Annotated in this window: 20 protein-coding genes; 9 read left to right on the top strand and 11 right to left on the bottom strand. The window is 60.3% G+C overall.

Features of this window, described 5'->3' with window-relative positions; all coding sequences use genetic code 11:
• Window positions 1-28: 28 nt before the first annotated feature.
• The 8 genes from E9677_RS23600 to E9677_RS23635 form a co-directional block, all read right to left on the bottom strand.
• Window positions 29-1,435 carry a TRAP transporter large permease gene (locus E9677_RS23600; protein WP_136560514.1) on the bottom strand — a complete coding sequence of 469 codons (1,407 nt, stop codon included), beginning with the start codon at window positions 1,433-1,435 and terminating at the stop codon, window positions 29-31.
• A gap of 3 nt (window positions 1,436-1,438) precedes the next feature.
• The gene (locus E9677_RS23605; protein WP_136560515.1) at window positions 1,439-2,014 is read right to left on the bottom strand and encodes a TRAP transporter small permease; all 576 of its coding nucleotides are present in this window, start codon (window positions 2,012-2,014) and stop codon (window positions 1,439-1,441) included.
• Between the two features lie 64 nt (window positions 2,015-2,078).
• Window positions 2,079-3,053, bottom strand: coding sequence for a sialic acid TRAP transporter substrate-binding protein SiaP (locus E9677_RS23610; RefSeq protein WP_136560516.1), 975 nt, complete (start codon window positions 3,051-3,053; stop codon window positions 2,079-2,081).
• Between the two features lie 57 nt (window positions 3,054-3,110).
• The gene (locus E9677_RS23615) at window positions 3,111-3,824 is read right to left on the bottom strand and encodes a FadR/GntR family transcriptional regulator (protein WP_136560517.1); all 714 of its coding nucleotides are present in this window, start codon (window positions 3,822-3,824) and stop codon (window positions 3,111-3,113) included.
• A gap of 391 nt (window positions 3,825-4,215) precedes the next feature.
• On the bottom strand, window positions 4,216-5,559 hold the full coding sequence (locus E9677_RS23620) for an HlyD family type I secretion periplasmic adaptor subunit (RefSeq protein ID WP_136560518.1): 1,344 nt from the start codon (window positions 5,557-5,559) through the stop codon (window positions 4,216-4,218).
• A gap of 12 nt (window positions 5,560-5,571) precedes the next feature.
• Complete coding sequence (locus tag E9677_RS23625) at window positions 5,572-7,755, bottom strand: type I secretion system permease/ATPase (RefSeq protein ID WP_136560519.1); 2,184 nt, start codon at window positions 7,753-7,755, stop codon at window positions 5,572-5,574.
• 11 nt (window positions 7,756-7,766) lie between these two features.
• Window positions 7,767-9,770 (bottom strand): hypothetical protein, encoded by a 2,004-nt coding sequence (locus E9677_RS23630; protein WP_235883095.1) that lies wholly within the window; start codon window positions 9,768-9,770, stop codon window positions 7,767-7,769.
• A 129-nt stretch (window positions 9,771-9,899) separates the two neighbouring features.
• Window positions 9,900-11,591 carry a hypothetical protein gene (locus E9677_RS23635; RefSeq protein WP_136560521.1) on the bottom strand — a complete coding sequence of 564 codons (1,692 nt, stop codon included), beginning with the start codon at window positions 11,589-11,591 and terminating at the stop codon, window positions 9,900-9,902.
• Window positions 11,592-12,392: 801 nt separating this feature from the next.
• On the opposite strand from E9677_RS23635, the gene E9677_RS23640 reads away from it, so the two are divergent.
• Window positions 12,393-13,214 (top strand): response regulator transcription factor, encoded by an 822-nt coding sequence (locus tag E9677_RS23640; RefSeq protein WP_136560522.1) that lies wholly within the window; start codon window positions 12,393-12,395, stop codon window positions 13,212-13,214.
• Complete coding sequence (locus tag E9677_RS23645; protein WP_136560523.1) at window positions 13,207-13,689, top strand: hypothetical protein; 483 nt, start codon at window positions 13,207-13,209, stop codon at window positions 13,687-13,689. The genes E9677_RS23640 and E9677_RS23645 overlap by 8 nt, the downstream gene beginning before the upstream one ends.
• Window positions 13,690-13,767: 78 nt before the next feature.
• Here the strand turns inward: E9677_RS23645 and E9677_RS23650 are convergent, their stop codons facing one another.
• Window positions 13,768-14,790: a LacI family DNA-binding transcriptional regulator gene (locus E9677_RS23650; RefSeq protein ID WP_136560524.1), complete on the bottom strand. Its 1,023-nt coding sequence runs from the start codon at window positions 14,788-14,790 to the stop codon at window positions 13,768-13,770.
• Between the two features lie 298 nt (window positions 14,791-15,088).
• Between E9677_RS23650 and E9677_RS23655 the strand changes: the two genes are divergently transcribed.
• The 7 genes from E9677_RS23655 to E9677_RS23685 all read left to right on the top strand — a co-directional run bounded on the left by E9677_RS23655 (window position 15,089) and on the right by E9677_RS23685 (window position 22,351).
• Window positions 15,089-16,423 (top strand): ABC transporter substrate-binding protein, encoded by a 1,335-nt coding sequence (locus tag E9677_RS23655; protein WP_136560525.1) that lies wholly within the window; start codon window positions 15,089-15,091, stop codon window positions 16,421-16,423.
• A 123-nt stretch (window positions 16,424-16,546) separates the two neighbouring features.
• Window positions 16,547-17,494 carry a carbohydrate ABC transporter permease gene (locus tag E9677_RS23660; RefSeq protein ID WP_136560526.1) on the top strand — a complete coding sequence of 316 codons (948 nt, stop codon included), beginning with the start codon at window positions 16,547-16,549 and terminating at the stop codon, window positions 17,492-17,494.
• Window positions 17,491-18,432: a carbohydrate ABC transporter permease gene (locus E9677_RS23665; RefSeq protein WP_136560527.1), complete on the top strand. Its 942-nt coding sequence runs from the start codon at window positions 17,491-17,493 to the stop codon at window positions 18,430-18,432. The genes E9677_RS23660 and E9677_RS23665 overlap by 4 nt, the downstream gene beginning before the upstream one ends.
• A complete protein-coding gene (locus E9677_RS23670) occupies window positions 18,429-18,617 on the top strand; it encodes a hypothetical protein (protein WP_112243119.1) in 189 nt (62 codons plus the stop codon). Before E9677_RS23665 ends, E9677_RS23670 begins: the two co-directional genes overlap by 4 nt.
• 3 nt (window positions 18,618-18,620) lie before the next feature.
• Window positions 18,621-19,718, top strand: a complete 1,098-nt coding sequence (locus tag E9677_RS23675) for an ABC transporter ATP-binding protein (protein ID WP_136560528.1) — start codon at window positions 18,621-18,623, stop codon at window positions 19,716-19,718.
• Window positions 19,711-20,706, top strand: coding sequence for an ABC transporter ATP-binding protein (locus E9677_RS23680; RefSeq protein WP_136560529.1), 996 nt, complete (start codon window positions 19,711-19,713; stop codon window positions 20,704-20,706). Before E9677_RS23675 ends, E9677_RS23680 begins: the two co-directional genes overlap by 8 nt.
• 10 nt (window positions 20,707-20,716) lie before the next feature.
• A complete protein-coding gene (locus E9677_RS23685; RefSeq protein ID WP_136560530.1) occupies window positions 20,717-22,351 on the top strand; it encodes a dihydroxyacetone kinase subunit DhaK in 1,635 nt (544 codons plus the stop codon).
• Window positions 22,352-22,419: 68 nt separating this feature from the next.
• Here E9677_RS23685 and E9677_RS23690 read toward each other — a convergent pair whose 3' ends face one another.
• Complete coding sequence (locus E9677_RS23690) at window positions 22,420-22,623, bottom strand: cold-shock protein (protein WP_136560531.1); 204 nt, start codon at window positions 22,621-22,623, stop codon at window positions 22,420-22,422.
• 185 nt (window positions 22,624-22,808) lie between these two features.
• Window positions 22,809-25,997 carry an efflux RND transporter permease subunit gene (locus tag E9677_RS23695; RefSeq protein WP_136560532.1) on the bottom strand — a complete coding sequence of 1,063 codons (3,189 nt, stop codon included), beginning with the start codon at window positions 25,995-25,997 and terminating at the stop codon, window positions 22,809-22,811.
• Window positions 25,998-26,097 lie beyond the last annotated feature (100 nt).

Consider the following 26,097-nt stretch of genomic DNA (forward strand, 5'->3'; position numbering starts at 1 on the left):
GACCGGCCCGCCAGTGCGGACCGGCCGTTCAACGGATCAGACCGAGTTGCGTCGGCAGCCACATGGTGATGGCTGGGATGAAGGTGATGAGACCAAGCGCCAGGAAGAGCGGGATCATCCAGGGCAGGATGGCGAGCGTCGTCTTTTCCACCGACAGCTTGGAGATGCGCGAGAGCACGAACAGCACCATGCCGACGGGTGGGGTCAGAAGCCCGATCATGAGGTTTAGGGTGATGACGACGCCGAGATGCACTGGATCTATGCCGTAGCGCGCAGCAACCGGCATGAGGATCGGAACGAGAATACTGATGGCAGCAATCGTATCGAGGAAGGCCCCAACGACCAGCAGCAGAATATTGACGATGATCAGGAACGTCCACCAATTGTCGGTCAGGCTGAACATAAAGTCGGAGAACAACTGTGCTGCCTGGCTCACCGTCAGCAACCAGGCGAAGATCGACGCGGCGGTGACGATGAACAGCACCGAGGCTGTGGTTTCGATCGTGTCGAACGAGGCCTTCGCCAGCGTCCTCACCGTCATCGTCCGGTAGCGGACGAGACCGAGAAACAACGACCATAGGACGGCAGCGACGGCCGCCTCTGTCGGCGTGAACCAGCCCATCGTCATGCCGCCGATCAGCAGCACGGGTGTCATCAGCGCCATGACTGCGGAAAAGTCGAAATACCAGTCGAGCGCCACGAGAACCGCAAGCCCGATCAGCACCGCGATGTTGACCGACATTCCCGCCAGGATCAGAAGGTAAATGGCGACAGGGAAAGCGAGGACGATCACCACTTCCAGCGAGGCAGCCAGTAATTGCTTCAGCTCGAATGGGGTATCAGAGCCCCACCCCTTGCGCTTGGCGAAGATGTAAACCGTCAGCACCATCAGGATCGTCATGACGACCCCCGGAATGATGCCGGCCATGAACAGCGCCCCGATCGAGGCATTCGCCATCATGCCGTAAATGACGAAGGGCAGAGATGGCGGGAAGATGGGACCTAGCGTGGCCGAGGCGGCGGTAACGCCAACAGCAGCCTCCACCGGATAGCCATGGTCCTTCATCGCCTTGATTTCGATAGTTCCGATGCCGGCGGCATCGGCAAGTGCCGTTCCGGACATGCCGGAGAAAACCACCGAGCCGATGATGTTGACCTGCGCCAAGCCACCCTTCATCCAACCGACGAGCGACAAAGCGAACTTGTAAATGCGGCCTGTCACCCCGGCAATGTTCATGAGATTGCCGGCCAGAATGAAGAAGGGCACCGCGATCAGTGGGAAGCTCTCGACGCCGGCGATCATGCGCTGGGCCGCAATGATGTCAGGGGCAACGCCATAGATCACGAGATAGGCGAGCGATGCGACGGCCATGGAGACCGCAACCGGCGTGCCGAGGATCAAAAGAAACAGAAAGGAACCGATGAGAAGCAGCATGGTTTAGATCCCCCCTGCGTTAATGTCTTCCTGCGCCTTCTGGCGCGCGGTTTTCGTCCCCGTCAGATCCTTGACGAGGTTATGGACAGAGCGGGCACACATCAGCGTAAAGGCTGCAAAGACGGTGTAGAAGACGATGCCACGTGGCAGGTTCACGGTGACCATGCGCTCGTCGCCGACAATCTCGAGGTAGCGCCACATTAGCCAGGTCATGTAGGCGAAGAAGGCGATGCTGATGACATCAACGACCGTTTCGAGCACCCTGACCGCCCGCGTTGGCAGAAAGCGGTAGAGCAGATCCACCTGGATATGCCGCATGGTGCGCACGCACATGACTGACCCCATGAAGACGACCACGACGAGGCAGTTGGCTGCGATTTCCTCGGTCCAGGAAAAGCTGTTGTTCAGGACGTAGCGGGTGAAGAACTGCAGAAATACGGATAGGCCCATGCCCCAGAAGACTGCCAGCGTGACCCAGTCCTCAATGGCGTGATGTGATAGATCAACCGGTGCTGCCTCCTCTTCGAAAGCATGCGCCATCTCCTCCACACTGATCGGCGCGTGCGGGTGCTCCGTCATGGGTCGGCTCCAATTCTCAATGATTTCAAAGGAGTCCCGGCGCCTGGGCGCCGGGACGGCGCCATTACTGGATGGCGCGGATGGCTTCCCAATCAGCCTTGTCGTAGCCGAAGTCCTCGAACTTCGCCTTGTCGATGACATTCGCTTCGAAGTCCGCCTTGTCGACTTCGGTCACGGTGATGCCCTTCGCCTTGAACTCGTCGACGAGTGCCATTTCACGGGCTTCGATAGTCTTTGTCGTGCGGGCTGCTGCTTCCAGCATCACTTCGGTGAAGATTGTCTTGTCTTCATCCGACAGGCTTGCCCAACGGGTCTTGGAGACCACCGTGTTCAGGTGGTCGACGATGTGGCCGGTGAGCACGATGTTCTTCTGGACCTCGTAGAACTTCTTGGCCTCGATCGTCGTCAGCGGGTTTTCCTGCGCTTCGACCGTGCCATTCTGTAGAGCGAGATAAACTTCAGCAAAGGCGATCGGCGTTGTGTTGGCACCGCAGGCCCGCGGCATTGCCAGATAGGCCGGCACATCCGGCACGCGTATCTTCAAGCCCGCCATGTCTTCGCATTTGGCGATCGGTCGGTTTGAAGTGGTATGACGCGTCCCGTAGTAGCTGACGGCGACGATGTGGTTGCCGGTCTTTTCTTCATAGCCGGCAGTCAGCTTCTTGAAGACGTCGCTCTTCGTGTAGGCCAGGAGATGGCTCGGGTCACGGAAGATGTAGGGATAGTAGGTGACGCCGATCGGATTGTGGTCACGCGCGGCAAAGCTCGAGCCTGAGATGATGATGTCGACGGTGCCGAGCTTGAGGCCCTGGTTGATGTCGGCTTCCTTGCCAAGTTGCGAAGCCGGGAAGACGTCGATCTTGTAGCGGCCTTCGGTTCGCTTGCCGATCTCCTCTGCCGCCCAGACGGAATCCGTGTGGAAGGGCTCTGAGGTTTCATAAACATGGGCCCATTTCAGAACGGTCTCGGCATGGGCCGAAACGCTGGATGCGACAATCACTGCCGCGGCTCCAAGAAGCGTCTTAAGTGTCAGTTTCATGTATTCCTCCCATTGAAACAGAACTCTTGGAAAACCGTTGGCGCGAGGCCTGAACGGTCAGTCTTCTCTGGTCGGCTCCTCCTCAAAGCTTTCCGAGAATCTCTTCTGCGCCAGCGTCAGATGACGCCGCATGGCCTCCCGGGCACCGTCTGGGTCCCCGGCTGCGATGGCGTTGCGAATGATGCGGTGCTCTTCGAGCGCCAGCTTCCAGGTATGCGGCCCTTCAAAATAGCTGGCCAGCTTCTTGAAATACGGCGACATGCGCGAATCGTAGATCAGGCCGGTGAAGTGCTTGAGCGCCGAATTGCCGATGATGTCGGCGATCGCCGTATGGAAATCTCGGTCACAAGCCAGAGCCACCGCGCCATCGTCCAGCGCGCCCTCCATGCGCTCCAGAATGGCGTCTATACGCATGAGACCGTCGGGCGTTGCAAGCCTTGCGGCCTCTTCCGCAATGCCGCTTTCGATCAGGCAGCGCGCCTGCAGGATTTCCAGCGGACCTTCGCTGTCATCATTCGCGGGTCCCTCCTGGGCTGGCCGGGGCCGGCTGCTGATATAGACGCCAGAGCCCATGCGGATCTGAATGTGTCCCTCGACCTCGAGAACGATCAGCGCCTCACGAACGGTGGGCCTCGAGACGGAAAAGCGGTCCGAGAGTTCGCGCTCGGGCGGAAGCCGGGAGCCCGGCTTCAATTCCCCCGTCTCGATCAGCGCACGGATCTGCTCCGCGACCTGGCGATAAAGCCGGCGCGGCTCCAAAGCCACGAACATGGAAATCCTCCGAGCGTATCACTCCCCTGATACGCAGGCGGTCAGATTGTCTGACCAATTTCGAGTATGAGTTTTTTAACGATCCTGTCAAGCGGGTTCGCGACAGACCCGACTGTGGCTGATAGGCGCTGTCACAGTCAGCCACGCCAGCTCAAAGCGCGTGGTTGGTTAGATCACGGGCAGGCAAGCACGCCTGGATATGCAGTGTGATCGGGGCTCGACGATCAGTCCTTGCTCGACCAGCGCTTCTATCCCCTCGATACCGGTTCGCGTTGGTCGAAAGAGCGCAATTCGGCGCAAAGTTGCGGCGAAGGGTGTCCATCCGGATTCAACAAAAGTCTCCGCGCGTTCAAGCCCCGTGGGACTTTTTGCGTCAATGGTGACTGCGGCTTCACTGCTCGGAAAAGGCGCGTGACATGCTGTCGGTGACGGGTTTTGCGATGTAGTTGAAGAAGGTTCTCTCACTGGTCTGGATCATCACTTCTGCCGGCATGCCGGGGGTTGGCGTGAAGCCTTGCACCCGTGACAGTTCGGTTGGCGCGATATTGATCCGCGCGAGGTAGACATCGTGCGGGGCGGATGATGCGTTGCCTGATTGCTGAAGCGCGTCTGCGGAGAGGTAGAAGACCTCCCCCTGGATCACAGGTGTGGTTCTCTGGTTCAGGGCGACAAGCCGGATGGTGGCCTCCTGGCCCAGCTTGACGCTGTCGATATCGTTGCGCGAGATCTGTGCCTCGATGATCAGGGGTACGCCGGCCGGCAGGATCTCGAGGATTGCCTTGCCGCTTTCGATGACCCCGCCATTGGTGTGATAGTGGATGCGCACGACGGTCCCGGAAACCGGTGCATTGATCGTTGCGCGCTCCAGGATGTTCGCGGCCTCCCGCAACTGCTCCCGCACCATGTCGCGCTCGCCCTGAATGGATTGCAGGCGCTCCAATGCATCTTCCCGGTAGGCACTTGTGGCGCGCAGCACTTCCTGCTCGCCTTTCGTCCGCTGTGCCTGGGTCTCGGCGATTTCCGCCTCCAGGCGTCCGATCTGACCCTCCGCCTCGGCTATCGCCCGGAGAATGGCCTTGACCTCGTTTGCGCGTGCAACGCCCTTCTTCAGCAGGATCTCCTTTGCCGCATATTCATCCTTCAGCAGGTCGAGCTGGCGGATCGACGCATCGCGTTGCCTCGTGTAGCCGATCTCGCGAAATTCGAGCGCCCGGATGTTCTGCTGCAGCAGGGCGATTTCACTGGTCAGCTTTTGTTGCTGTGCCCTGAAATTGAGTTGTTGGCTGACGAGGATCGCCCAGACATCGGTATCCCCGCGATATTCTTTCACCAACGATGAGAGATCGAGCTTTTCGACGGTCTCGAATTGGGCGGTCAGCCGCGCTGCGGTCACGTCCAGTCGCATCCGGCGCAGAAACAGTTCGCGTTTCTTTGCCAAGGCGGCGGTTTCGTCCAGCTGTACCAGAGCCTGTCCTTCGACCACCTGATCACCCTCGCTGACGAGGATCTGCTCGATGATGCCGCCTTCCAGATGCTGGAGGATCTTGTTCTGGCCTGTGGCGACGAAGCTGCCCTGGGCAAGGACGGCCGCTGCCAGCGGCGCGGTCGATGCCCATGTGCCGAAACCGCCGAAGGCGACGGCCACCAGAACGAGGCCGACGATCGTCTGCTTGCGGATCGATCGTGGCACTTCGGAATACCACTCGATGTCGTGGACCTTGGCGATGTCTGCCATGCACTTCGCCTCCTATTGCAACTGGTGACCGAAGGAGCCGCCTTCGATATCGATGCCCCGGGCCTGCAGGGCCTTCAGCACATCCATGCGCATGCCGAACAGCGCAACAGTGCCGTTGACCAGCAGAAGGATCTTGTCGACGCTGGTGAGCAGGGACGGCCGCTGGGTGACGGTGATCATGGTGATCCTTTGTTCCCTGGCATGCTGCAAAGCCCGCATCAGCGCGACGTCGCCGGCACTGTCGAGGTTGGAATTGGGCTCGTCGAGCACCACCAGATGGGGATCGCCGAAAAAGGCACGGGCCAGTGCTATGCGTTGCTTTTGCCCGCCCGACAGGGGAGAGCCATCGGCGGCGACCATCGTCTCATAGCCATGGGGAAGGCTTGCGATCATCTCGTGGACGTCGGCGAGCATCGCTGCGCGATAGATCTGTTCATCGTCCGCGTCGGACCGCATCCGGGCGATATTGGCCTTGATCGTGCCGGGGAACAGTTGCACGTCCTGCGGCAGATAACCTATGTTTTCGCCGAATTGCCGTTGGTCCCAGTTGCGAAGGTCCATCAGATCGAGGCGGACATTGCCGGACGTGGGCAGGATCGATCCGACCAGCATCTTGCCAAGCGTGGTCTTCCCCGCGCCGGAATTTCCGATGACGGCAAGCGACTCGCCCGGCTGCAGAGCAAAAGAAATCCCGTTCAGCACAACCCGCTTGGTGCCCTGTGGCACATAGAGCAGCCGTTCCACGTCAAGCCGGCCTTCGGGTTTCGGCAGGTTGAGACGCTCGAAATTGAGTGGCGAGGCTCTGAGCAAGGCGGCGATCCGGCCATAGGCGGCACGCGACTGGCTGTACTGGTTCCACCCTTCAATCGCGCCTTCGATGGGCGCGAGCGCGCGCCCTGCGATAATCGAAGATGCGATGACCATGCCACCGGTCAGTTCGCCTTCGATCGACAGATACGCTCCCCAACCGAGCATGGCGACCTGCGTGAGGAGGCGCACGCCTTTCGACACGGCTGCGATCGCGATGTTCCTGTCCTGCGCAATCACCTGCGCCTTGAGCGACGCGGCGGTATCCTTGCCCCAGATGTGCACAGCTTCCGGGATCATCGCCAAGGCGTTGATGATCTGCGAATTGCGCGTCATCGAATCGAGATGCAGGTTGGCCTTGACCTGTGCCGCGTTCGCATCGGCGAACGGCAGCGCGGTCATGCGTTGATTGATCTGCGTGAAGATCAGCAACAGCACCGCAGAGACCACGACGATGGAGCCGAGATGCGGGTGAATGAGGAAAACCGCCAGCAGGAAAATCGGCGCGATCGGTGCATCCAGAAAGGCGAGCAGCGTACGCGAAACGAGGAACGAGCGAACCTGCTGCAGGTCTCCGAGCGTCTGGTATTCCCGCCCATTGCCCTGCAGGGACGCCCGAGCTGCCGCGCTCAGGATCGGCGCTCCGAGTTGAGCCGCAAATTCCACCGCGGTTCGCATCAGGATGAAACGGCGCAATGCGTCGAAAGCGGCCTGCAGAACGATTGCACCGACGATCACGACCGTCAGCATGATCAGCGTATCGGTGGAGCGACTGGTCAGGACCCTGTCCGAGATCTGGAACAGATAGATCGGTATGGCCAGCACAAGTACGTTGCTGGCGACAGTAAACACCATGACAATCAACAGGTTGCGTTTGACTGCGTGGATCCCGGCCTTGAGGCTGGCATTGAAATCGACCTGCCCCAGCCGCTTGTGGAACGTGCCGCTGCCCCCGCCACCGCCCTTGCCGCCCCGGGGTGATGACGCGTCGTCCGTGTTTGTCGGTTCGGCTTTGACGGGCCCATGATCGCCATCGATCACCTTCATGCCGTCCGGCACTCTGGCTTCGAGCGGACGAACCTTCGGTTCTTCAGCCTCCGGCGGCGGTTCTTGCCTGGCCTCTGCCGCCGGTTCGGCTTGAGTTATCTCCGCAGGGGGGAGTTGGCTGTAGGCAACTCGCAAGTTGTTCGGCGGGCGGATTGGCTCTGCGGCGACTGCCGACTGCAGCTTGGCGCTGTCCCGTTCGGCCTGCAGATAGTCTTCGACGGCTCGTTCGAGCTGGGCATAGGTACCACCGGTATCATTCGAGGCTTCCAACCGTGGCGTTCTCGGAGCCGGGGCTTCTGCGGGTTCGATCGGGGGCTCCAGGCGCTTGCGGATTTCCGTCATGTATGTCCCCTTCAATGGCCAATCATGCTGTTGACGCCATCACCCGTTTGGCCGTCGTAATCTGACGGGAGGCACGAGGCATCGTAAGTCGGCGAGTGATCGCCTTGGTCGAGCATGGAATCATCGAGAAAAAGCACCGCTTCAGTGACCAGCGCATCCGGGTTCGGGTTGCCAAAATCGGGATGCGACGTAATCAGTTCAGCCTGAAAGAGCGTTTCCTGCGAATACTGTTCTCCGCCGATATAGGTCTTGCCCACCGAATCCAGATCGATGATCGTGGCATTGTTGATAAGCGCGTTGGATCCTGTTTCGACCGTCCAGGTGGCATCGAGATCGGGTGAAATTGCATCCATCGCCAGCGCGATCTGATCGCTGTCGCCGAGGATGTTCGTCTGACGAATGTATTGCAGGTTGATCAGGTCGCCGCTGATATAGAGTACCCGCAAACCTTGCAGGCCCGCGAAAGCCTCATCGGACAGCAGTTCCGGCGCGACGGTACCATTGCCATCAGCGAAGGATGCCAGGGTGTCGGCATGGTCCTGCGACAGAGTGTCGAAACGGTCGGCGTCACCGATCGTGCCGATGCGGGCCTCGTTCCAGAGCAGGTTGCCGGATGAAGAAAACGAGCCTTCGCCCGATGTCTGGAAATCAGCCGTTGCGCCGATAAGATCATTGTCGAACAGGACGTTCATCTGGTGGATGATGTTCGCGTCGTAGATCGAGCCGCCGATGATGATCAGATCGTAAAAGAAGCCCAGTTCAAAGACCGAAGCGTGATTGACGGCGAAATTGTCACCGGCGATCACGCTTGTGGTGACCCCCGACGAGGAGATAATGCCGACGTCATCGTCAGTCATGAAGATGATCTGCTCGAGCCAGTTGACGATCATCAGGTCGCCATGGATCTCGGTGACGGCCCAGAATGCCGGATAGCCATCAGCGCCGCTCGCGTCGGACGTGGAACCATTGGACGTGTCCAGATGATCGAACGTTGCGATGTTGTACATCTCGTTCGCTGAAGCGTCCTTCGTCCAACCACTGACCGCTGCGCTGATATCGTCGGCGTCCCATAGTGCGTTGATCTGAACGATCGCGTTCGCTTCGACATGGTCACCGCCAACCACGGTCATGGTGGCGCCGGTCCAAATGTTCTGCAGCACGACATTGTTGATCAAGGTGTTGCCGCCGGTATGCACCTCCACCGAAGCATCGATCACGACTGTGCCGTCATCCGAGATCCAGGTGTTGACGCTTTGGTCGTCGACGTCTTCTTCCTCACCGCTCTCGTCATCGTCGAAGGTATGATAGTCCTCGATTACCGGGGTCTCCTCGACCAGTTCGCCGTTGACATAGATGCCGTCAATCGACGTCGCGCTGATGTGTAGCTGGATGGCGTCATGGTCGGCTGGCACATCCTCGAGCTGTTCGATGACTGTCTCGATTACGCCGATCAGGTCTTCGCTCGAGCCGGCACGCGCGAAGTTGCCGAGAGGCGATAGAGCGGAAGCCTCTTCGAACCCCCCGAGGACTGCGGCGTCATCGACGGTGTCAGGATTGAAGGCGAGCCCATGTCCGCCGACGCCGAAATAGTCGTCATCGGACAGGCTGATGGCTTGGCTGAAATGGTTGACGATCGATCCTGGCGGGTCGATCTCTTGCGAGAAGGAGTGCGCCGTCTTCATCGGGGTGCCGGCAGCATCCTTGAACAAATCGGGAAGGGGGCGGCCATCCATGGCATAGCCGACCGTTCTGTCGGCGGGGACGGGCGGTGCGTCAACGAGCCTGGTCGGGACATACCAGTGATCAGGCGCCGGGGAACGGTAGCCGAAAGAAGGATCGAATCCCAGGAGATCGAAGGGCGCTCCGAACTCGCTCGTGTGGACCGGCAGCTTCTCGACTTCGAACTGAGCCCTTGTGACGGCGAATTCGGTGTAGGCCTCCCGAGCCCGAGCATTCTCCAGGCTGATATGGAAGAAGCCGATGAAGTGGCTGATCTCTTCGGTGAATTTGTCCATCGTCGTCAAGGCCGTAACTCCTTGTTCCTGCAGTGCCGTCAAGACTGCGCGTCATGCGGCATAAAGGAGCTGCGCAGGAAGCCTGCGCAGCCCTGTTGTGTGTGTTCTGTGGCTCTGTGCGATCCAGGCTTACACGCCGTCGTCGCCGTCCTCGCCCACGACCGTGCTGGTCAGGCTGCCGCCGACTACCGTCATGTCGATGGCGTTCTGCTGCAGGTTGGCGCCCATGACGATGTGCTGGTTGAAGGCACTGGTGTCGATGCCAGCGTCGGCACTTGCCGAACTGCTGCCGGTGACATAACCGTCATCACCATTGGCCGAACCCCAGGAACCGCCATCGCCTGCGCCACCGTAACCAGTGGACGCACTGCCGCCCGCGCCGCCGAATGCGCCATCGCCGCCCTGTGCCCAGCCGCCGACCGCGCCGCCACCGGTGCCGGATGTCCATGCGCCGCTGAGAGCCGCACCGCCATCTCCACCGCCAGCCCAAGCGTCGCCGCCCCATGCTTCGCCGCTGGTCGCTGCGCCGGAAGCACCGCCAGCGCCATTGCCAGCCGCACCCGCGCCGCCGTCACCGCCGGCACCAAGACCGGTGCCATTGCCGGCACCCAGCCCCATGCCGAGACCACCGGCATCGCCGCCGCCGCCGCCATTGCCGGAATTGGTTGCTGCGCCACTGCCACCACCGGGACCACCGGCGCCGCCGTCCGTTGCTGCGCCGCCGGTATTGCTGCCACCGGTGCCGCCGCCTCCGGCATTGCCACCTTCATTGTCGATGAGGATCGGATTGATCAAGCCCAGCGACAGGCCGAGGCCGTTTCCGCCTTCGCCGCCTGTGGCTTCGCTGTCACCGGCGTCGTCCGCGTCTCCACCTTCGGAATCACCGCCAGAGCCGCCTGCACCGCCAGCACCGGTGCCGTTGTTGCCGCTTGCGCCGCTACCTGCGAGAGCAAGGCCGGCTCCCAGACCCAGTCCGAGCCCCAGGCCGAGGCCGACGCCTGCCGCACCATTGCCGCCGTCACCGCCGATACCGATGCCGCCGAGTGCCGCGCCGGAGTCGGCACCGCCGGAATCACCTTCGCCGCCGTCGGAATCACCGCCATCGCCTTCGCCACCCTCAGCGCCGCTGAGTGCCAGGCCGCCGAGCCCGATGCCGCCAAGCGCTGCGCCGCCAAGCGAAAAGCCGCCATTGCCGCCGTCGCCGCCGTCGGCGTCGGCATTGCCGCCACCGTTCCCGCCTCCACCGCCGCCGTTGATGCCTTCTTCGGCCTTGGCGAAGCCGCCATTGGCCTTGGCATTCACCGTAAATTTGGCATCATTCTTGACTTCGGCCTCTTCCAGCTTGTCATTGTCCTGGAGATTGGCGATCTGGTTGAAGACATTGCCGCTGTCATTGCCGTCGCCATCGAGAGCCTCGTTCATGATGTCCTTGAACTGGACATTGAACAGGCCTTCGACCGATGAACCCCCGGACACATCGATATCGGCGAAATCATCGTCGCTGGGCAAATAGCTTTCGAGCCCGGCATCGAGTGTGACGCCGACCGTGACGGTTGTGGTGCTGATGTTTTCATTGACGTTGAGATTGGCATTCAGGTTGCCGTTACCGTTCAGGTTACCGTTACCGTTGCCATTCAGGTTGCCATTGCCATTGCCGTTGAGATTTTCGGACTCGCTGGACTGGTGCTGACCCTGACCCTGACCCTGGCCTTGTGCCTGAGCTTCAAGCTGGGCCTGGGCCTGGATCTGCGCTTCGGACTGTTCCTGATCCTGACTGTTGTCGTCGTCATGATCGTAAAAGTTATTCTTCGGCTTACCCATAGTCGTATCCTCCATCATCGGATTCCGCGACTGCTTGACCGTTATTCATCTTCTATACGGTCTTTACATGCGAATTCCGGATTGATCTGCGGTTGAAAGACAGTTTCGCTCACGAGGCCACTCTCGATGTCGCCATTGGGGCGGTTCTCGATGTGAAGAGTGCTCCTCCTGACTGCGGTGATGAGACGTCGATCCCCGTTCGGGCCATGTTTTGGAGTGGAATGCCCTATGCGAACAAAAAGGTCGCCGCCTCGAAACCAAGTCTGTCCTTGTCGGAGCCAGAATATAAGCTGATAGATGGAGCTAGTAATGTGCGGCGCAGCATTGTTGGGCTTGGACTAGACTATCGATGCATTTGAAAACTACTTTTCTTATATGTCGTCGATGTCGCCTTGTCGCGATATTGGTTCGGAATGAAACAGCTTTCGAATTGTTCTGCTCACGGTTGTTTCTTGCTCTGGCGCCTGCATGAAAAAGTTGTCTCCATGATGTCTTATGTGGGGCGGATCGCCAATGACCGCGCTGATGTTTTGCCCTGAAACGGGATCAAAAGGCGTATTTCCTCGCCGGAATCTCCCTCGTTTTGTGTAGATGATCTAGACTTGTGCTTGTTTCCTTGGCGAAAAATGCGCTTCATTTTTTCAAGCGGTAAGATTGTTCTTGCTCATGGTGTCTAGGTGGGCGCCCATTAGATCGTTCGGACTATTCCCAACAGATGCGGTTTGGTTTACCTTTTTCTAAAGCAACGGAGATTGCGCCTTCTTGCGCACGCTGTGATTGTACTTCGGGGAGGCATGCTGCATGAAACAACTTGCGCCTCACGTCGGGAGCGGTGGCGCGGATTTGGTGGCTTCCCTGGAGGCGATGCCTAATCTTCGAACACTTCTGTATGTTGGTCCACCGGATGTTATTTCCGGGGCGATGGCTGCGGCTATCCAAAGAGAATTCCCGTTTCTCAGGGTCTCCCAAAGTGTCAGCATGCAATCGGCTCTGGAAGAATTCGATATTCCGCTGCGGCTTTTGCTGGTCGATCTGCTTCATTTGCACGAGTTGAGCGAGTGTGCCACTGAGCTGCTTGCCCAGCATCCGTCTGCCGCCATCGCAATTGTCACGGACAGTGACTTGCGCGGCAGCGTCGAGCGGTTCCATCAGATCGACACCAGCCATGTCCAGGGCGTCCTGCCGCTGAACGTCAGTCTCGATGTTCTGCTTTCAATGCTGCGGATCATCCTGAGGGGAGGGACCTATTTTCCGTCGATTGCCTATCGCAATCAGGACGGCATTCGGTGGCGAAACGAAGGTGGCAGCGCGGAAGACGGGACGAAGCCGCAGCTTGTGCGGGAAGTGCAAGGCAAGATCATGCACCAGTTGACCAAGCGTGAAAACGAGATCCTCGCCAGGATCGCCCTGGGCAACCAGAACAAGATTATTGCTGCAGCACTCGGTGTGTCGGAACACACGGTCAAGATCCACATCCATAATATCATCACCAAACTCGGCGTGCACAACCGAACGGAAGCCGTCGCGCTTTATTTTGAACACAGGGACAGGGAGGGTGGCGGTTCAAGCTCCGGCTATGTTCAAAGGCCGGGCAGCAATCCGGCCTCCGGCGGCGATGCGTAGATTTCAGGATGTGCTGCTGCTGGTCGGGCAGCTGAACTACACTTGGACCAATACCGAAAGTCTCCTGATCCACATGATCGCCGGCCTTGCTCAATCGGACAAGGAGACCGCGATTGTCATTTTTCTGACGCTGAATACGCCGCGCGCGCGCATTGATCTCGTCGAGCGCCTGGCCAAGATGCAGAAGACACCGGCGGACTGTCGTGCCGACGTGCTGGATTCAACCAAGCGTCTGTCCGATGAGGCCAAACTTCGCAACAAATACAATCATTGTATCTATTCTTTTGACCCGGATAGCGGCCGCGGACTGACCCAGTCGATGCGCATCTTCGAGGGCCGGGACGACATCAAATACGGCAAGATCGAGGAGCTCGACGATCAGGAAATCGAGCGCATCCGCGAGAGCATCCGTTCCCTGATCAGGATCAACCAATCCTTTTGGCACATCACAGAGAAGTATGGATTTCCGAAATAGCGTTGGACGGAATGCAACTCCGTCTCTTCTCAATCCGAAGTCGGATGGTATCAGCGCTGCCATGCCATGGTGGCCGGTTCAGAGATTTTCCTTGAGCAGAACCTCGATGCGGATCTTTTCCTGGGATGCGATCAGTTCGCGCTGTTCGAGCCTTGCCCGCATGATGCGGATCGCGCTTCTTACGGCATGGCTCGGGTCCTGTGCGATGATGGCATCGATCCGGTCATCCTTCAGCGCTTCCTCGCTGAATGGCGTGCGTTCATGAACCACGATCGTCAAGGCGCGCGGGTCTTGTACTTCCTCGATGGCGATCAGCGGTGCCCTAGCTTCCGAGCTCAGGACATAGACAGCGCGGACATCCGGATGGTTCTCCAGAAGGCGGCGGATGACCTGTTTTGCGCGCTTTTCGTCGCCATAGGTTTCGAGCGAGGGCAGGGAGACAAGATCGGGGAACTGCTGGTTGATGATGCTGTCGAAGCCAAGTCGGCGCTCGATGCTGTCCTGGGCCATCATCGTATCCGCAACGACCATGATCTTGCCCGTGCGGCCACCCAGGAAGCGGCCGATGATCTTGCCGGCGGTGGCGCCTGCGGCAAAGTTGTTGATGCCGACGAAGTCTGCTTCAGGCAGGCGTTCCTGGCCGGACAGGAACTGGACGACCTTGATGTTGCGCTCGACAAGGCGGGCCATTGCGTCGCGGACCTGGGGCGATTCCGGCGCCATGATGGCGACCCCGTCGACCTCGTTGCTCGTCAGCCGTGAGAGGCTTCTCGCGATCCCGTGGGGATCGGAGGCAGGTACCTGGATCACATCGATGTCTGTCAGGTCGGCGCGCATGGCATCGCGGGCCTTGTCCACCTGGGTCAGCAGCTCCGTGAGGTATTGGTCGCCTGCATGGGGGAGCACGAAACAGAAGCGATAGATCCGGTTTCGGGCCAGATTGACCGCGGCTGGATTGCGGATGAAGCCCAGTCGCTCGATGGCTTCATTGACCTTGCGTGCGGCTTTTTCACTGACATTCGGCCTGTCGTTCAACACGCGATCGACCGTGGCAAGGCTCACGCCTGCCGCTTCCGCAAGATCTCTGGCTGTTGGTCTCATGTCATTATCCGCATGCGGCAAGGCAGCCGCCTGCGGAGAGTTCTCCAGCAAATTCAAACGAAAAGCAAGAAAATGAGGTGCGCACCTCAAAATTAACTTGCTTTGAGGTGCGCACCTCAATTATATCATCCACAGAGTTGAATGGAGGCTGGCAGATCCTGCCGCGGCCATGGCTCGCTGTCGGCGCCGGAGGAGGAAAGCGGACCGACCGGAGGACTGCGCATCTTGTGTTGGGCCCTTTGGGGGCGTTGGACGAAACGCGATGGAGGTCGCTGTTTCGCAATGGGAGGAGAACGTCATGAAGCCTGCATTCCTGAAATCATCCGTCGCACTGGCGACCTTGTTGCTTGCCGGTCTGTCCAGTGCAGGCGGCGCCAAAGCGGAGGATCTGACCCTTTGCTGGGCCGCCTGGGATCCCGCAAATGCGCTTGTCGAACTCAGCAAGGACTTCGAGGCTAAGTCCGGCCACAAGATGAAGTTCGAATTCGTGCCGTGGCCGAATTTTGCCGACCGCATGCTCAACGAGCTCAATTCGGGCGGCAAGCTCTGCGACCTCTTGATCGGCGACAGCCAGTGGATCGGTGGTGCCGCCGAAAACGGCCAGTATGTGAAGCTCAATGATTTCTTCGCCAAGGAAGGGATCACGATGGACAACTTCATCCCGGCGACCGTGGTCGGCTATGCCGAGTGGCCGAAGGGCACACCGAACTACTGGGCGCTGCCGGCATTCGGCGACGTGGTCGGCTGGACCTATCGCAAGGATTGGTTCTCGCGCCCCGAGCTTCAGGAAGAGTTCAAGACGAAGTACGGCCGCGATCTCGCCGTGCCGAAGACTTTTGCCGAGCTCAAGGACATTGGCGAATTCTTCCAGGGTCGCGATATCGACGGCAAGACCGTTTATGGTGCTGCCATCTATACCGAGCGCGGCTCGGAGGGCATCACCATGGGGGCGATGGACGTCCTCTATTCCTTCGGCTTCGAATATCAGAACCCCGACAAGCCCTACGACATGGAAGGTTTCGTCAATTCGCCATCCGCCATCGCGGGCCTCGAATTCTACAAGACCCTGTACGACTGCTGCACGCCGCCCGGCTCCTCGGACACCTATATGTCCGAGAACATCGATGCCTATAAGTCCGGCCAGGTGGCACTGCAGATGAATTTCGCCTTCATCTGGCCGGGTATCCATGCCGACGCCAATGTCGGTGGCGACAAGTCGGGTTATTTCCCCAATCCGGCCGGTCCCGATGGCAAGCAGTTCGCGCAGCTCGGAGGGCAGGGTATCTCGGTGGTCGCGGCGTCGTCGAAGCAGGATGCGGCGCTCGAATACATCAAGTGGTTCGCCCAGCCGGAAATCCAGAACAAGTGGTGGTCGCTGGGTGGCTATTCGGCCCTGCGTTCTGTCGTCGAGGATCCGGGCTTCGCATCCAGCCAGCCCTATGCCCAGACCTTCCTCGACTCCATGGCGATCGTGAAGGACTTCTGGGCGGAGCCGTCCTACGCCTCCCTCCTCCAGGCATCCCAGAAGCGCTTCCACGACTATGTCGTGGCGGGCCAGGGCACGTCCAAGGAAGCGCTTGACGGGCTGGTGAAGGACTGGACCGAGGTCTTCGAGGACGAAGGTAAACTCTGAGCCGCAGGTGCGGGACGGAGTTCTCCAATGAGGGCTCCAGCCGGACCGCCGGAGGGCGGTCCGGACCTTCGGGGGCTTAGAGCGCCGCCCGTTCGCCAAGTTTCATATCGGAGAGGCCATCCCATGTCCGAGAGCGCCATCGACCGGATTGCGCGTGCTACACCAGATCCCGTCGCGAGGCGTGCCACGGGCCTGTCCGATCGGGCGATCGCCTGGATCTTCGTGACACCGACGATCCTTCTGCTGCTCGCCGTCAACATCTTTCCGCTCATCTGGACGGTTCGCCTGAGCTTCACGAATTTCCGGGTCAACCGGCCGAACGAGGCGCCGGAATTCGTCGGTTTCAGAAACTACGAGCGGATCCTGACCGACGGCGACATCTGGCTGACAATGCAGGCGACTGCGCATTTCCTGTTCTGGACGATCGCGCTCCAGGTGATGATCGGCTTTACACTCGCCTATCTGATCAACAAGAAGTTCAAGGGGAACGATCTGTGGACGACGATCATCGTTCTGCCGATGATGCTGAGCCCTGCCGTCGTCGGTAATTTCTGGACCTTCCTCTACCAGCCGCAGATCGGCCTCTTCAATTACGCCGTCGCCTTCGTCACGGGCGTGGATCCGTCGAGCTTCTCGATGATCGGCGATGTTTCGCTGGCCCCCTGGGCGATCGTCATCGTCGATACCTGGATGTGGACACCCTTCGTCATGCTGATCTGCCTGGCGGGGCTGCGCTCCATCCCGGACAGCATCTACGAGGCTGCCGAATGCGACCGCGCCAGCAAGTGGCGGCAGTTCTGGACAATCACGATACCGCTGGTGCTGCCCTTCCTGATGCTCGCCATCCTGTTTCGCGGGATTGAGAACTTCAAGATGTTCGACCTCGTGGTCCAGCTGACGGGCGGTGGTCCGGGCTCGATCACCGAGCTCACCTCGATCAACCTCAAGCGTGAGGCCTTCGAGAAGTGGCGGACCGGTTATGCCTCGGCCTATGCGGTCATCCTCTTCGTCACGGTCTTTGGTCTGGCATCGATCTACGTCAAGGCTCTGAACAAGGTGAAAGAGCGATGAGCAGCTATTCCGTCACCGAACCCTCCAAGCGCCAGAAGTGGCTGGCCGGCACACTCGTGGTCTTCTATGCCATCGTCACCCTGATGCCGCTGGTCTGGATCATCGCGACTGGGTTCAAGAGCCCGTCCGACTCGATCGCCTATCCGCCGAAGCTTCTCTTCCAACCGACGCTGGAAGGTTATGTGAACCTGTTCACCACACGGACACGCCTCTCGGAGGCCGATCTCCAGGCGCTCGGTGAGCCGACGACCTGGTATGAACGTCTCGTGCGCAAGGATGGGCTCGTGATCGCGGGGCCATCGCGCTTCGGGGAACGCTTCTACAATTCCGTCGTCATCGGCTTCGGCTCGACATTCCTGTGCATCGTGCTCGGGACGGCTGCGGCTTACGCCTTCTCCCGCTTCAAGGTGCCGCTGAAGGACGATCTCCTGTTCTTCATCCTGTCGACCCGCATGATGCCCCCGATCGCGGTGGCCATCCCGATCTTCCTGATGTTTCGGTCGCTCGGTCTGAGCGACACGCATGCGGGCCTGATCCTGCTCTATACCGCGGTCAACCTTTCGCTCTCGGTCTGGCTGCTCAAGGGCTTCATCGACGAGATACCGATCGAATACGAGGAGGCGGCCCTGATCGATGGCTACACGCGCTTCCAGGCCTTCTACAAGGTCGTCTTGCCCCAGGCCGTGACCGGCATCGCATCCACGGCGATCTTCTGCCTGATCTTTGCCTGGAACGAATATGCCTTTGCCGTCCTCCTGACATCGGGCACGGCGCAGACTGCACCGCCCTTCATTCCGACCATCATCGGCGTGAGTGGTCAGGACTGGCCGGCCGTTGCCGCCGGCGCCACGCTCTTTCTGGTGCCGGTTGTCGTCTTCACGATCGTCCTGCGCAAGCATCTGCTTCGCGGCATCACCTTCGGGGCTGTTCGCAAATGACCCGCTTTATCGAAAGACTCTGCCGGTTTCGGCGGAACGAATGGGAACTGGTCGCCTCATTCCTGATCGGACTCGGCGTGTTCATGATGATGCAGCCCTTCGCACTCGTTCTCTACAGCTATTCCTTTGTCGTGACGTTGCTGGGCACGGTGATGTTCGTCATCGTCAGCCACTTCCCGGAGTAAATAATGGCGCAGATCAGAATCCAAAACCTGCGCAAGGAGTTCGGTGCCTTCACCGCCGTGCAGTCTTCGAGCTTCACCATCGAGGACGGAGAGTTCTTCATGCTGCTCGGCCCGTCCGGCTGTGGCAAGACAACGACGCTCAGGATGATGGCAGGGCTCGAACTGCCGACCGGCGGTGAGATCTTCATCGATGGCGAGGAAGTCGGGATGAAGCCGGCAAGCCAGCGCGATATCGCCTTCGTCTTCCAGATGTTCGCGCTCTATCCGCACATGAACGTCCGGCGCAACATTTCCTATCCGCTGATCAGCCAGGGCGTTTCCAAGGGTGAGGTCAGAACGCGGGTCGAGGAAATCGCCAGGATACTGAAGATCGAGGATATTCTCGATAAGCCGGTGGGTGGACTGTCGGGTGGCGACCGCCAGCGGGTGGCGCTGGGGCGCGCCATCGTGCGCCGGCCGAAGGCCTTTTTCATGGACGAGCCGCTCGGGGCGCTGGATGCGGAGTTTCGCGAGCACATGGCCGAGGAACTTAGGGCATTGCACGACCGTATCGGGGCCACGACCGTCTACGTCACTCATGACCAGTTGGAGGCGATGCAGATGGGCGACAAGATCGTGGTGATGAACCATGGTGTCGTCGAACAGTTTGGAATGCCCCAGCAGATCTACGACTGGCCGGCCAGCCGCTTCGTCGCCGACTTCATCGGGTCCCCCTCGATGAACTTCCTCGAATTCGAAGGCATGATCGGGATCGGTGGTGATCACGTCATGCTCGATGGTCAGCGAATTGCCGTTCCCGTGCAGCGTCAGGGGGCGGAAGGCAAGCTTACGCTCGGCGTTCGGCCGGAGCATGTTCGTTTCAGCGATGCCTCCGGCTACCGGGCAAAGGTGATCGCGACGGAATATCTGGGGACGACCCAGATCGTGACCCTGGCGACGGCCAATGGCACCATCAAGGCACGAATTTCCTCGTCCGACAAGGTATCCCAAGGGCAAACGGTCGGTCTCGAATTCAATCCGCGTACGCTGACGATCTTCGCTGGTGCGCGTGGCCATGCCCTGGTTTCAGAGGGCAATGAGGGAGTGCTCCGTCATGGCTGAAGTGATCCTGAACTCCGTCATCAAGTCCTTCGGTACGAAGCGAGCACTGGATGATGTTTCGATGACCGTGCCGGACGGTTCCTTCGTCGTCCTGCTCGGTCCGACGGGAGCCGGAAAGACCACGACGCTGCGGTTGATCGCGGGGCTTGAAGCCGCCGATCAAGGCGAGATCCGGATCGGCGGCAAGCTCGTGGACGGCATGACGCCGGCGGAGCGGAACGTCGCCATGGTGTTCCAGCAATATTCGCTTTACCCCCATCTGACGGTTCGGGAGAACCTTGCCTTTCCGCTGAAGTCGCCGCTTCTGCGGACACCTGCGGCGGAGATCGTTTCGAAGGTGAACGCGGTCGCGGAAATGCTCCGGATTTCCCACAAGCTGGACAACAAGGCCACGGCCCTTTCCGGCGGTGAGATGCAGCGCGTCTCGATCGGTCGGGCGCTGGTTCGCAATCCGCAGATCTACCTCATGGACGAACCCCTGAGCTCCCTGGATGCGAAGCTCCGGTCAGACCTCAGGATCGAGCTGAAGAACATCCAGGCCAATTCGGGCGCGACCCTGCTCTACGTCACCCATGACCAGATCGAGGCGATGACCATGGCAACCCATATCGGCGTCCTGCATGAGGGGCGGCTGGTGCAGTTCGGGTCTCCGCGTGATGTCTATGAACGGCCCGTAAGCCTTCACGCCGCCCAGAGACTGGGACAGCCACGGATCAATGTGCTGCCGGCCAGCCTTTTCCCGGCTGCGCCCCGATCGGCTGTCAGCATGGGGTTGCGCCCGGAGCACATCCGGCAGGGGGCGGGCGAGGAGAGCTTCGTCAACCGGGTCGAACGCCTCGGCGACCAGACACGGCTTCACCTGCTTTTCCGCGGCCATCCGATTGTCACCGTCACCGATCCGCACACGGCGCTCAGTGAAGGCGACATCGTCAGAATAGAACCCGTTGATCCCCTCTATTTCGATGCCGACGGCATGCGATGCGCATAAGGAGCTCCTCATGGCACAGTTCATAAACAAGAAGGAAGACGTCGTCGTCGAGGCCCTCGAAGGGCTGCTTGCAACGGCAGGCGTGCCGCTTGCCCGTCTCGATGGCTACCCGCATATCCGTGTCGTCGTTCGCGCCGACTGGGACAAGTCGCGGGTTGCACTCGTGTCTGGCGGCGGCTCGGGTCATGAACCCGCCCATGCAGGTTTCGTCGGGGCTGGCATGCTGACGGCTGCGATCTGCGGCGACGTGTTTGCGTCGCCCAGTGTCGACGCGGTTCTCGCCGGCATTCTGGCCGTCACTGGCCCGGCGGGCTGCCTGCTGATCGTGAAAAACTATACGGGCGATCGCCTGAATTTCGGCCTTGCCGCAGAGCGCGCGCGCGCTTTCGGGCTAAATGTCGAGATGGTCATCGTCGACGACGATATCGCCCTTCCAGATCTTCCGCAGGCTCGCGGCGTCGCGGGCACGCTCTTCGTGCACAAAATTGCAGGTGCGCTTGCCGAGAATGGCAAGGATCTCGACACCGTGGCCAAGGCTGCGAGGCGGGTGATCGCAGGTACGAAGAGCATCGGCATGTCGCTCGATACCTGCACGGTGCCAGGCTCGCCGAAAGAAGATCGCATTCCCAAGGGCATGGCGGAGCTTGGGCTCGGTATTCATGGCGAGGCGGGTGTCGAGCAGGTTGATTTTTCCGGTGCGCAGTCGGCCATGGTGGCAGTTGCCCAGAAACTCGAAGCGGTCGTGGGTGAGCGCAGCCATGTGGCGTTGATCAACAATCTCGGAGGGACTTCTGTCCTCGAAATGTCCGTCCTGACCCATGAGCTCATCCGGTCGCAGATCGGGGTGCATGTCGGTCACGTCGTCGGGCCGGCCGCGATGATGACCTCGCTCGACATGCGTGGTTTCTCGATTTCGCTCTATCCGGCCGACGAGGAGGATCTCGCCTGCCTCGCGATGCCGGTCGGACCATCTGCCTGGCCCGGGCTTTCGAAGATCAATCCGGTTTCTGTCGTCGCGCTTCCAGACGGACTGAAGCCCGTGATGCCGCTTGCATCGAACCACAAGCCGACGCGCGACTTCCTGACCGACTGCTGCGAGGTGATGATCGCAGCAGAACAGGATCTGAATGCGCTCGACGCAAAATCCGGCGACGGGGATACGGGATCGACGCTGGCCGGGGCTGCGCGTGCACTGATCAGCGCGACGGATCGCCTGCCGCTGTCCGATCATACCCAACTGCTGCGGGCGATCGGCCTTGAGCTCAGCCAGACCATGGGCGGTTCTTCGGGCGTACTCCTGGCGATCTTCTTTGCCGCTGCCGGTGACGGTGCATCGAGCGGTTTGCCGATGCGTGATGCCTTGAAGGCGGGGCTTTCGCGGATGCAGGAAATAGGGGGTGCGGGTGTCGGCGACCGGACCATGATCGATGCATTGGCACCGGCTCTCGACGGGCTTGCGGATGGCTTTGACGCTGCGGCCAAGGCTGCACGTCAAGGGGCTGATGACACGGCAAGGATGGGAAGGGCCAGAGCGGGCCGGGCTGCCTATGTCAATTCAAGGCAGCTGGAAGGCAATCGCGATCCGGGGGCTGAGGCTGTTGCGCGCCTGTTCGAATATCTGGCGTCGCGGGTCCGGATGGATTGAGGGGTGAGCGACGCGCCATAGGGGAGGCCCCCAAGGCGCGTCGCGCATTGTCTGTGCCGAGCGGCGTGTCAGATAACGGTAACGTTCTCTGCCTTGGACTTGCCAGTCTTGCGATCCTGGCCAACGTCGTAGCTGACCTTCTGGCCGTCCTGCAACGCGCCGCCAAAGCCGACAGCGGAAATATGAACAAAGACGTCCGGGCCGCCGTTGTCCGGGGTGATGAAGCCGAAGCCCTTGTCCTGAGCGAAGAATTTTACGATACCAGTAGCCATGATGTCCTCGTGGAATTTATGCGACATGATCGCATAGCGGTTGTGGGGCCGCTCAGCAAGTCCGTCTGGGCCATCCACCGGGACGTTTGGGCTCACTATGCGGCTTTTTATCAATACAACGGCCCGAATTTCGAGACCAGCCACCCTTTAGGGAGGGACGGCTGGTCTAACGATGCAGGCAGGTGTCAGTGTCCTTCGGTCAGGATTGGCCCCGCGATTTCCGGCTCTGCGTGCTGTCGTAGTGGCCTGTTTGCGGAGAGGAGGCGGGCCAGGACGTAAAAGACCGGGGTCATGAATATGCCGAAGAACGTGACCCCGATCATGCCCGAGAAAACGGCCACGCCCATGGCGGAGCGCATTTCTGCACCGGCACCCGTCGAGATGACGAGCGGAATGACACCCATGATGAAGGCCATGGACGTCATGAGAATCGGACGTAGCCGCAGTCGGCTCGCTTCCACCGCCGCCTGGACGGGCGTGCGTCCTTCGAATTCCAGCTCCCGGGCGAACTCCACGATCAGGATCGCGTTTTTCGCCGAGAGGCCGACAAGGACAACAAGGCCGATCTGGGTGAAGATGTTGTTGTCGCCCCCCGTATACCAGACGCCCACGAGGGCGGCGAGAACGCCCATCGGCACGATCATGATGATCGAAAGCGGAAGCGTCAGGCTTTCATATTGCGCGGCTAGAACGAGGTAGACCAGAAGCAAAGCGAGCGGGAAAACCACGATGCTCGAATTGCCGGCCAAGATCTGCTGGTAGGTCAGATCGGTCCATTCAAAATCAATGCCCGTCGGCATGGTTTCCTGGAGGATCTTTTCCATTGCTGCCTGGGCCTGGCCGGACGAGAAGCCCGGGGCGGGGCCGCCATTGATGTCGGCTGCGAGGAAGCCGTTGTAGCGCGTGGTCCGCTCTGGACCGGTTGATGCCTCAACCTTGAGGAGGGCGGAAAGCGGGATCATCTCGCCGCTCTGAGAGCGGACCTTCAATTGGCCGATGTCTTCGGGCTTGGCACGATATTGCGCGTCCGCCTGGACGCGAACGCTGTAGGTCCGGCCAAAGGCGTTGAAGTCGTTGACGTAGAGCGAGCCGAGATAGATCTGCAGGGTCTGAAAGACGTCTGTCACGGCGACGCCGAGCTGCTGCGCCTTGACGCGGTCGAGATCCGCAAAGAGCTGCGGCACGTTGACCTGGAAACTCGAGAAGATGCCTGCGAGTTCCGGCGTCTGGTAGGCCCTGGCCAGAACGGCCTTGGTCGTCTCGTCGAGCGTTTCATAGCCGAAGCCGGCGCGATCCTCGATCTGCAGCTTGAAGCCGCCCGTCGAGCCCAGTCCGTTCACCGGCGGTGGCGGGAACATGGCTATGAAGGCGCCATCGATTGCCGCATATTTCTGGTTCAGAGCCATAGCGATCGCGCCGCCCGACAGCGATGGATCCTTACGCTCTTCGAAATCGTCGAGGACGGCGAAGACGATGCCGGCATTCGAGCCGATCGTGAAGCCGTTGATGGACAGGCCCGGGAAGGCCAACGCATTCTTGACGCCCGGCTGTTCGAGCGCGATGTCGCTCATCTGGCGTATGACGTCTTCCGTTCGATCGAGGGTGGCGCCGTCAGGCAATTGCGCGAAACCGATCAGGTATTGCTTGTCCTGGGCCGGCACGAAGCCACCCGGAACTGTGCTGAACATGCCGTAGGTTGCCGCGACCAGCGCCAGATAGATCATCATGACCACGCTCTTGCGGCCGAGCAGGCCGCCGACGCTGCGGCCGTAGCCCGCCGATGCGGCACCGAAGGCACGGTTGAAGCCGCGGAAGAACCAGCCGAGCGAGCGTTCCATGACCCGGGTCACCAGGTCCTTGGGCGCCTTGTGGTCCTTGAGGAGAAGTGCGGCCAGGGCCGGTGACAAGGTCAGCGAGTTGATCGCCGAAATCACCGTCGAGATCGCGATCGTCAGGGCGAACTGACGATAGAACTGGCCGGACAGGCCGGTGATGAAAGCAAGCGGCACGAAGACCGCGACGAGAACCAGCGCAATCGCGATGATCGGCCCGGACACTTCCCGCATGGCGCGGTAGGTGGCTTCCCGGGGCGAAAGCCCGTTCTCTATGTTTCGCTCGACATTTTCCACGACCACGATCGCGTCGTCGACGACGATGCCGATCGCGAGCACGAGACCGAACAGCGTGAGTGCGTTGATCGAGAAGCCGAAGGCATACATGACCGCGAAGGTGCCGATGATCGAGACCGGGACGGCGATCAGCGGAATGATGGAGGCGCGCCACGTCTGAAGGAAGATGATGACGACGAGCACGACCAGCGCGACCGCCTCGAGCAGCGTGTCGACGACCTTGTCGATCGAGGAGCGGACGAATTCCGTCGTGTCGTAGACGATCTCGAAGCGCACGCCGTCCGGCATGGCCTGCTGCAGGTCGCTCATCGTCTGCTGCACGGCATCGGAAATCGCGATCGCGTTCGAGCCTGGGGCCTGGAAGATCGGAATGGCGACGGCGGGCTCGCCATCGAGCAGCGAGCGCAGTGAATATTCGGCCGCTCCGAGTTCGATGCGTGCCAGATCCGCGAGCCTGGTGATTTCACCGTTCGCGCCTGTCTTCACGACGATCGCGCCGAATTCTTCCGGCGTCTGAAGCCGGCCTCTGGCATTGACGTTGAGCTGCAGGTCGACACCTTGAAGCGACGGCGAAGCGCCAATCGTTCCGGCGGCTGCCTGGACATTCTGCTGGGCAATCGCATTGGTTATGTCGCTTGCCGCGAGACCATGTTCGGCGACTTTTTGCGGGTCGAGCCAGATGCGCATCGAATAGTCGCCTGCGCCGAAGACCTGGACCTGGCCGACGCCGTCGATGCGGGCCAGTCGATCCTTGATATTGAGCGTCGCGTAATTGCGAAGATAGGTTAGGTCGTATCGGTCGCCAGTCGACACGAGATGGACGACCATCATCAGGTCCGGCGAGCTTTTCACCGTCGTCACCCCCAGAGCACGCACTTCTGCCGGTAGTCTCGGCTCGGCCTGCGAGACGCGGTTCTGGACCAGCTGCTGCGCCTTGTCGGGATCGGTGCCCAGGCGGAAGGTGACGGTCAAGGTCAGGACGCCGTCGGATGTGGCCTGGCTCGACATGTAGAGCATGTCCTCGACGCCGTTGATCTGTTCTTCCAGTGGCGTTGCCACGGTTTGTGCGATCACGGTCGGGTTGGCGCCGGGATAGACGGCCCGGACCACCACCGATGGAGGAACGACTTCGGGATATTCGGAGATCGGAAGGGCGCGAAGGCCGATCAGGCCTGCGACCAGGATCAGGATCGAAAGGACACCGGCAAAAACGGGGCGATCGACAAAGAAGCGGGAGAAATTCATCTGTAACCCCATTCGGAGGACAAAGTTGGAGCGGCCCCGCCGACCGCAGTCGCCGGGGAGGAGGGTCTTTCTGGCACGGGGCCGCGGACGGTTGCGAAGC

The sequence above is a fragment of the Peteryoungia rhizophila genome (assembly GCF_004912145.1).
Lineage (GTDB): Bacteria > Pseudomonadota > Alphaproteobacteria > Rhizobiales > Rhizobiaceae > Allorhizobium > Allorhizobium rhizophilum.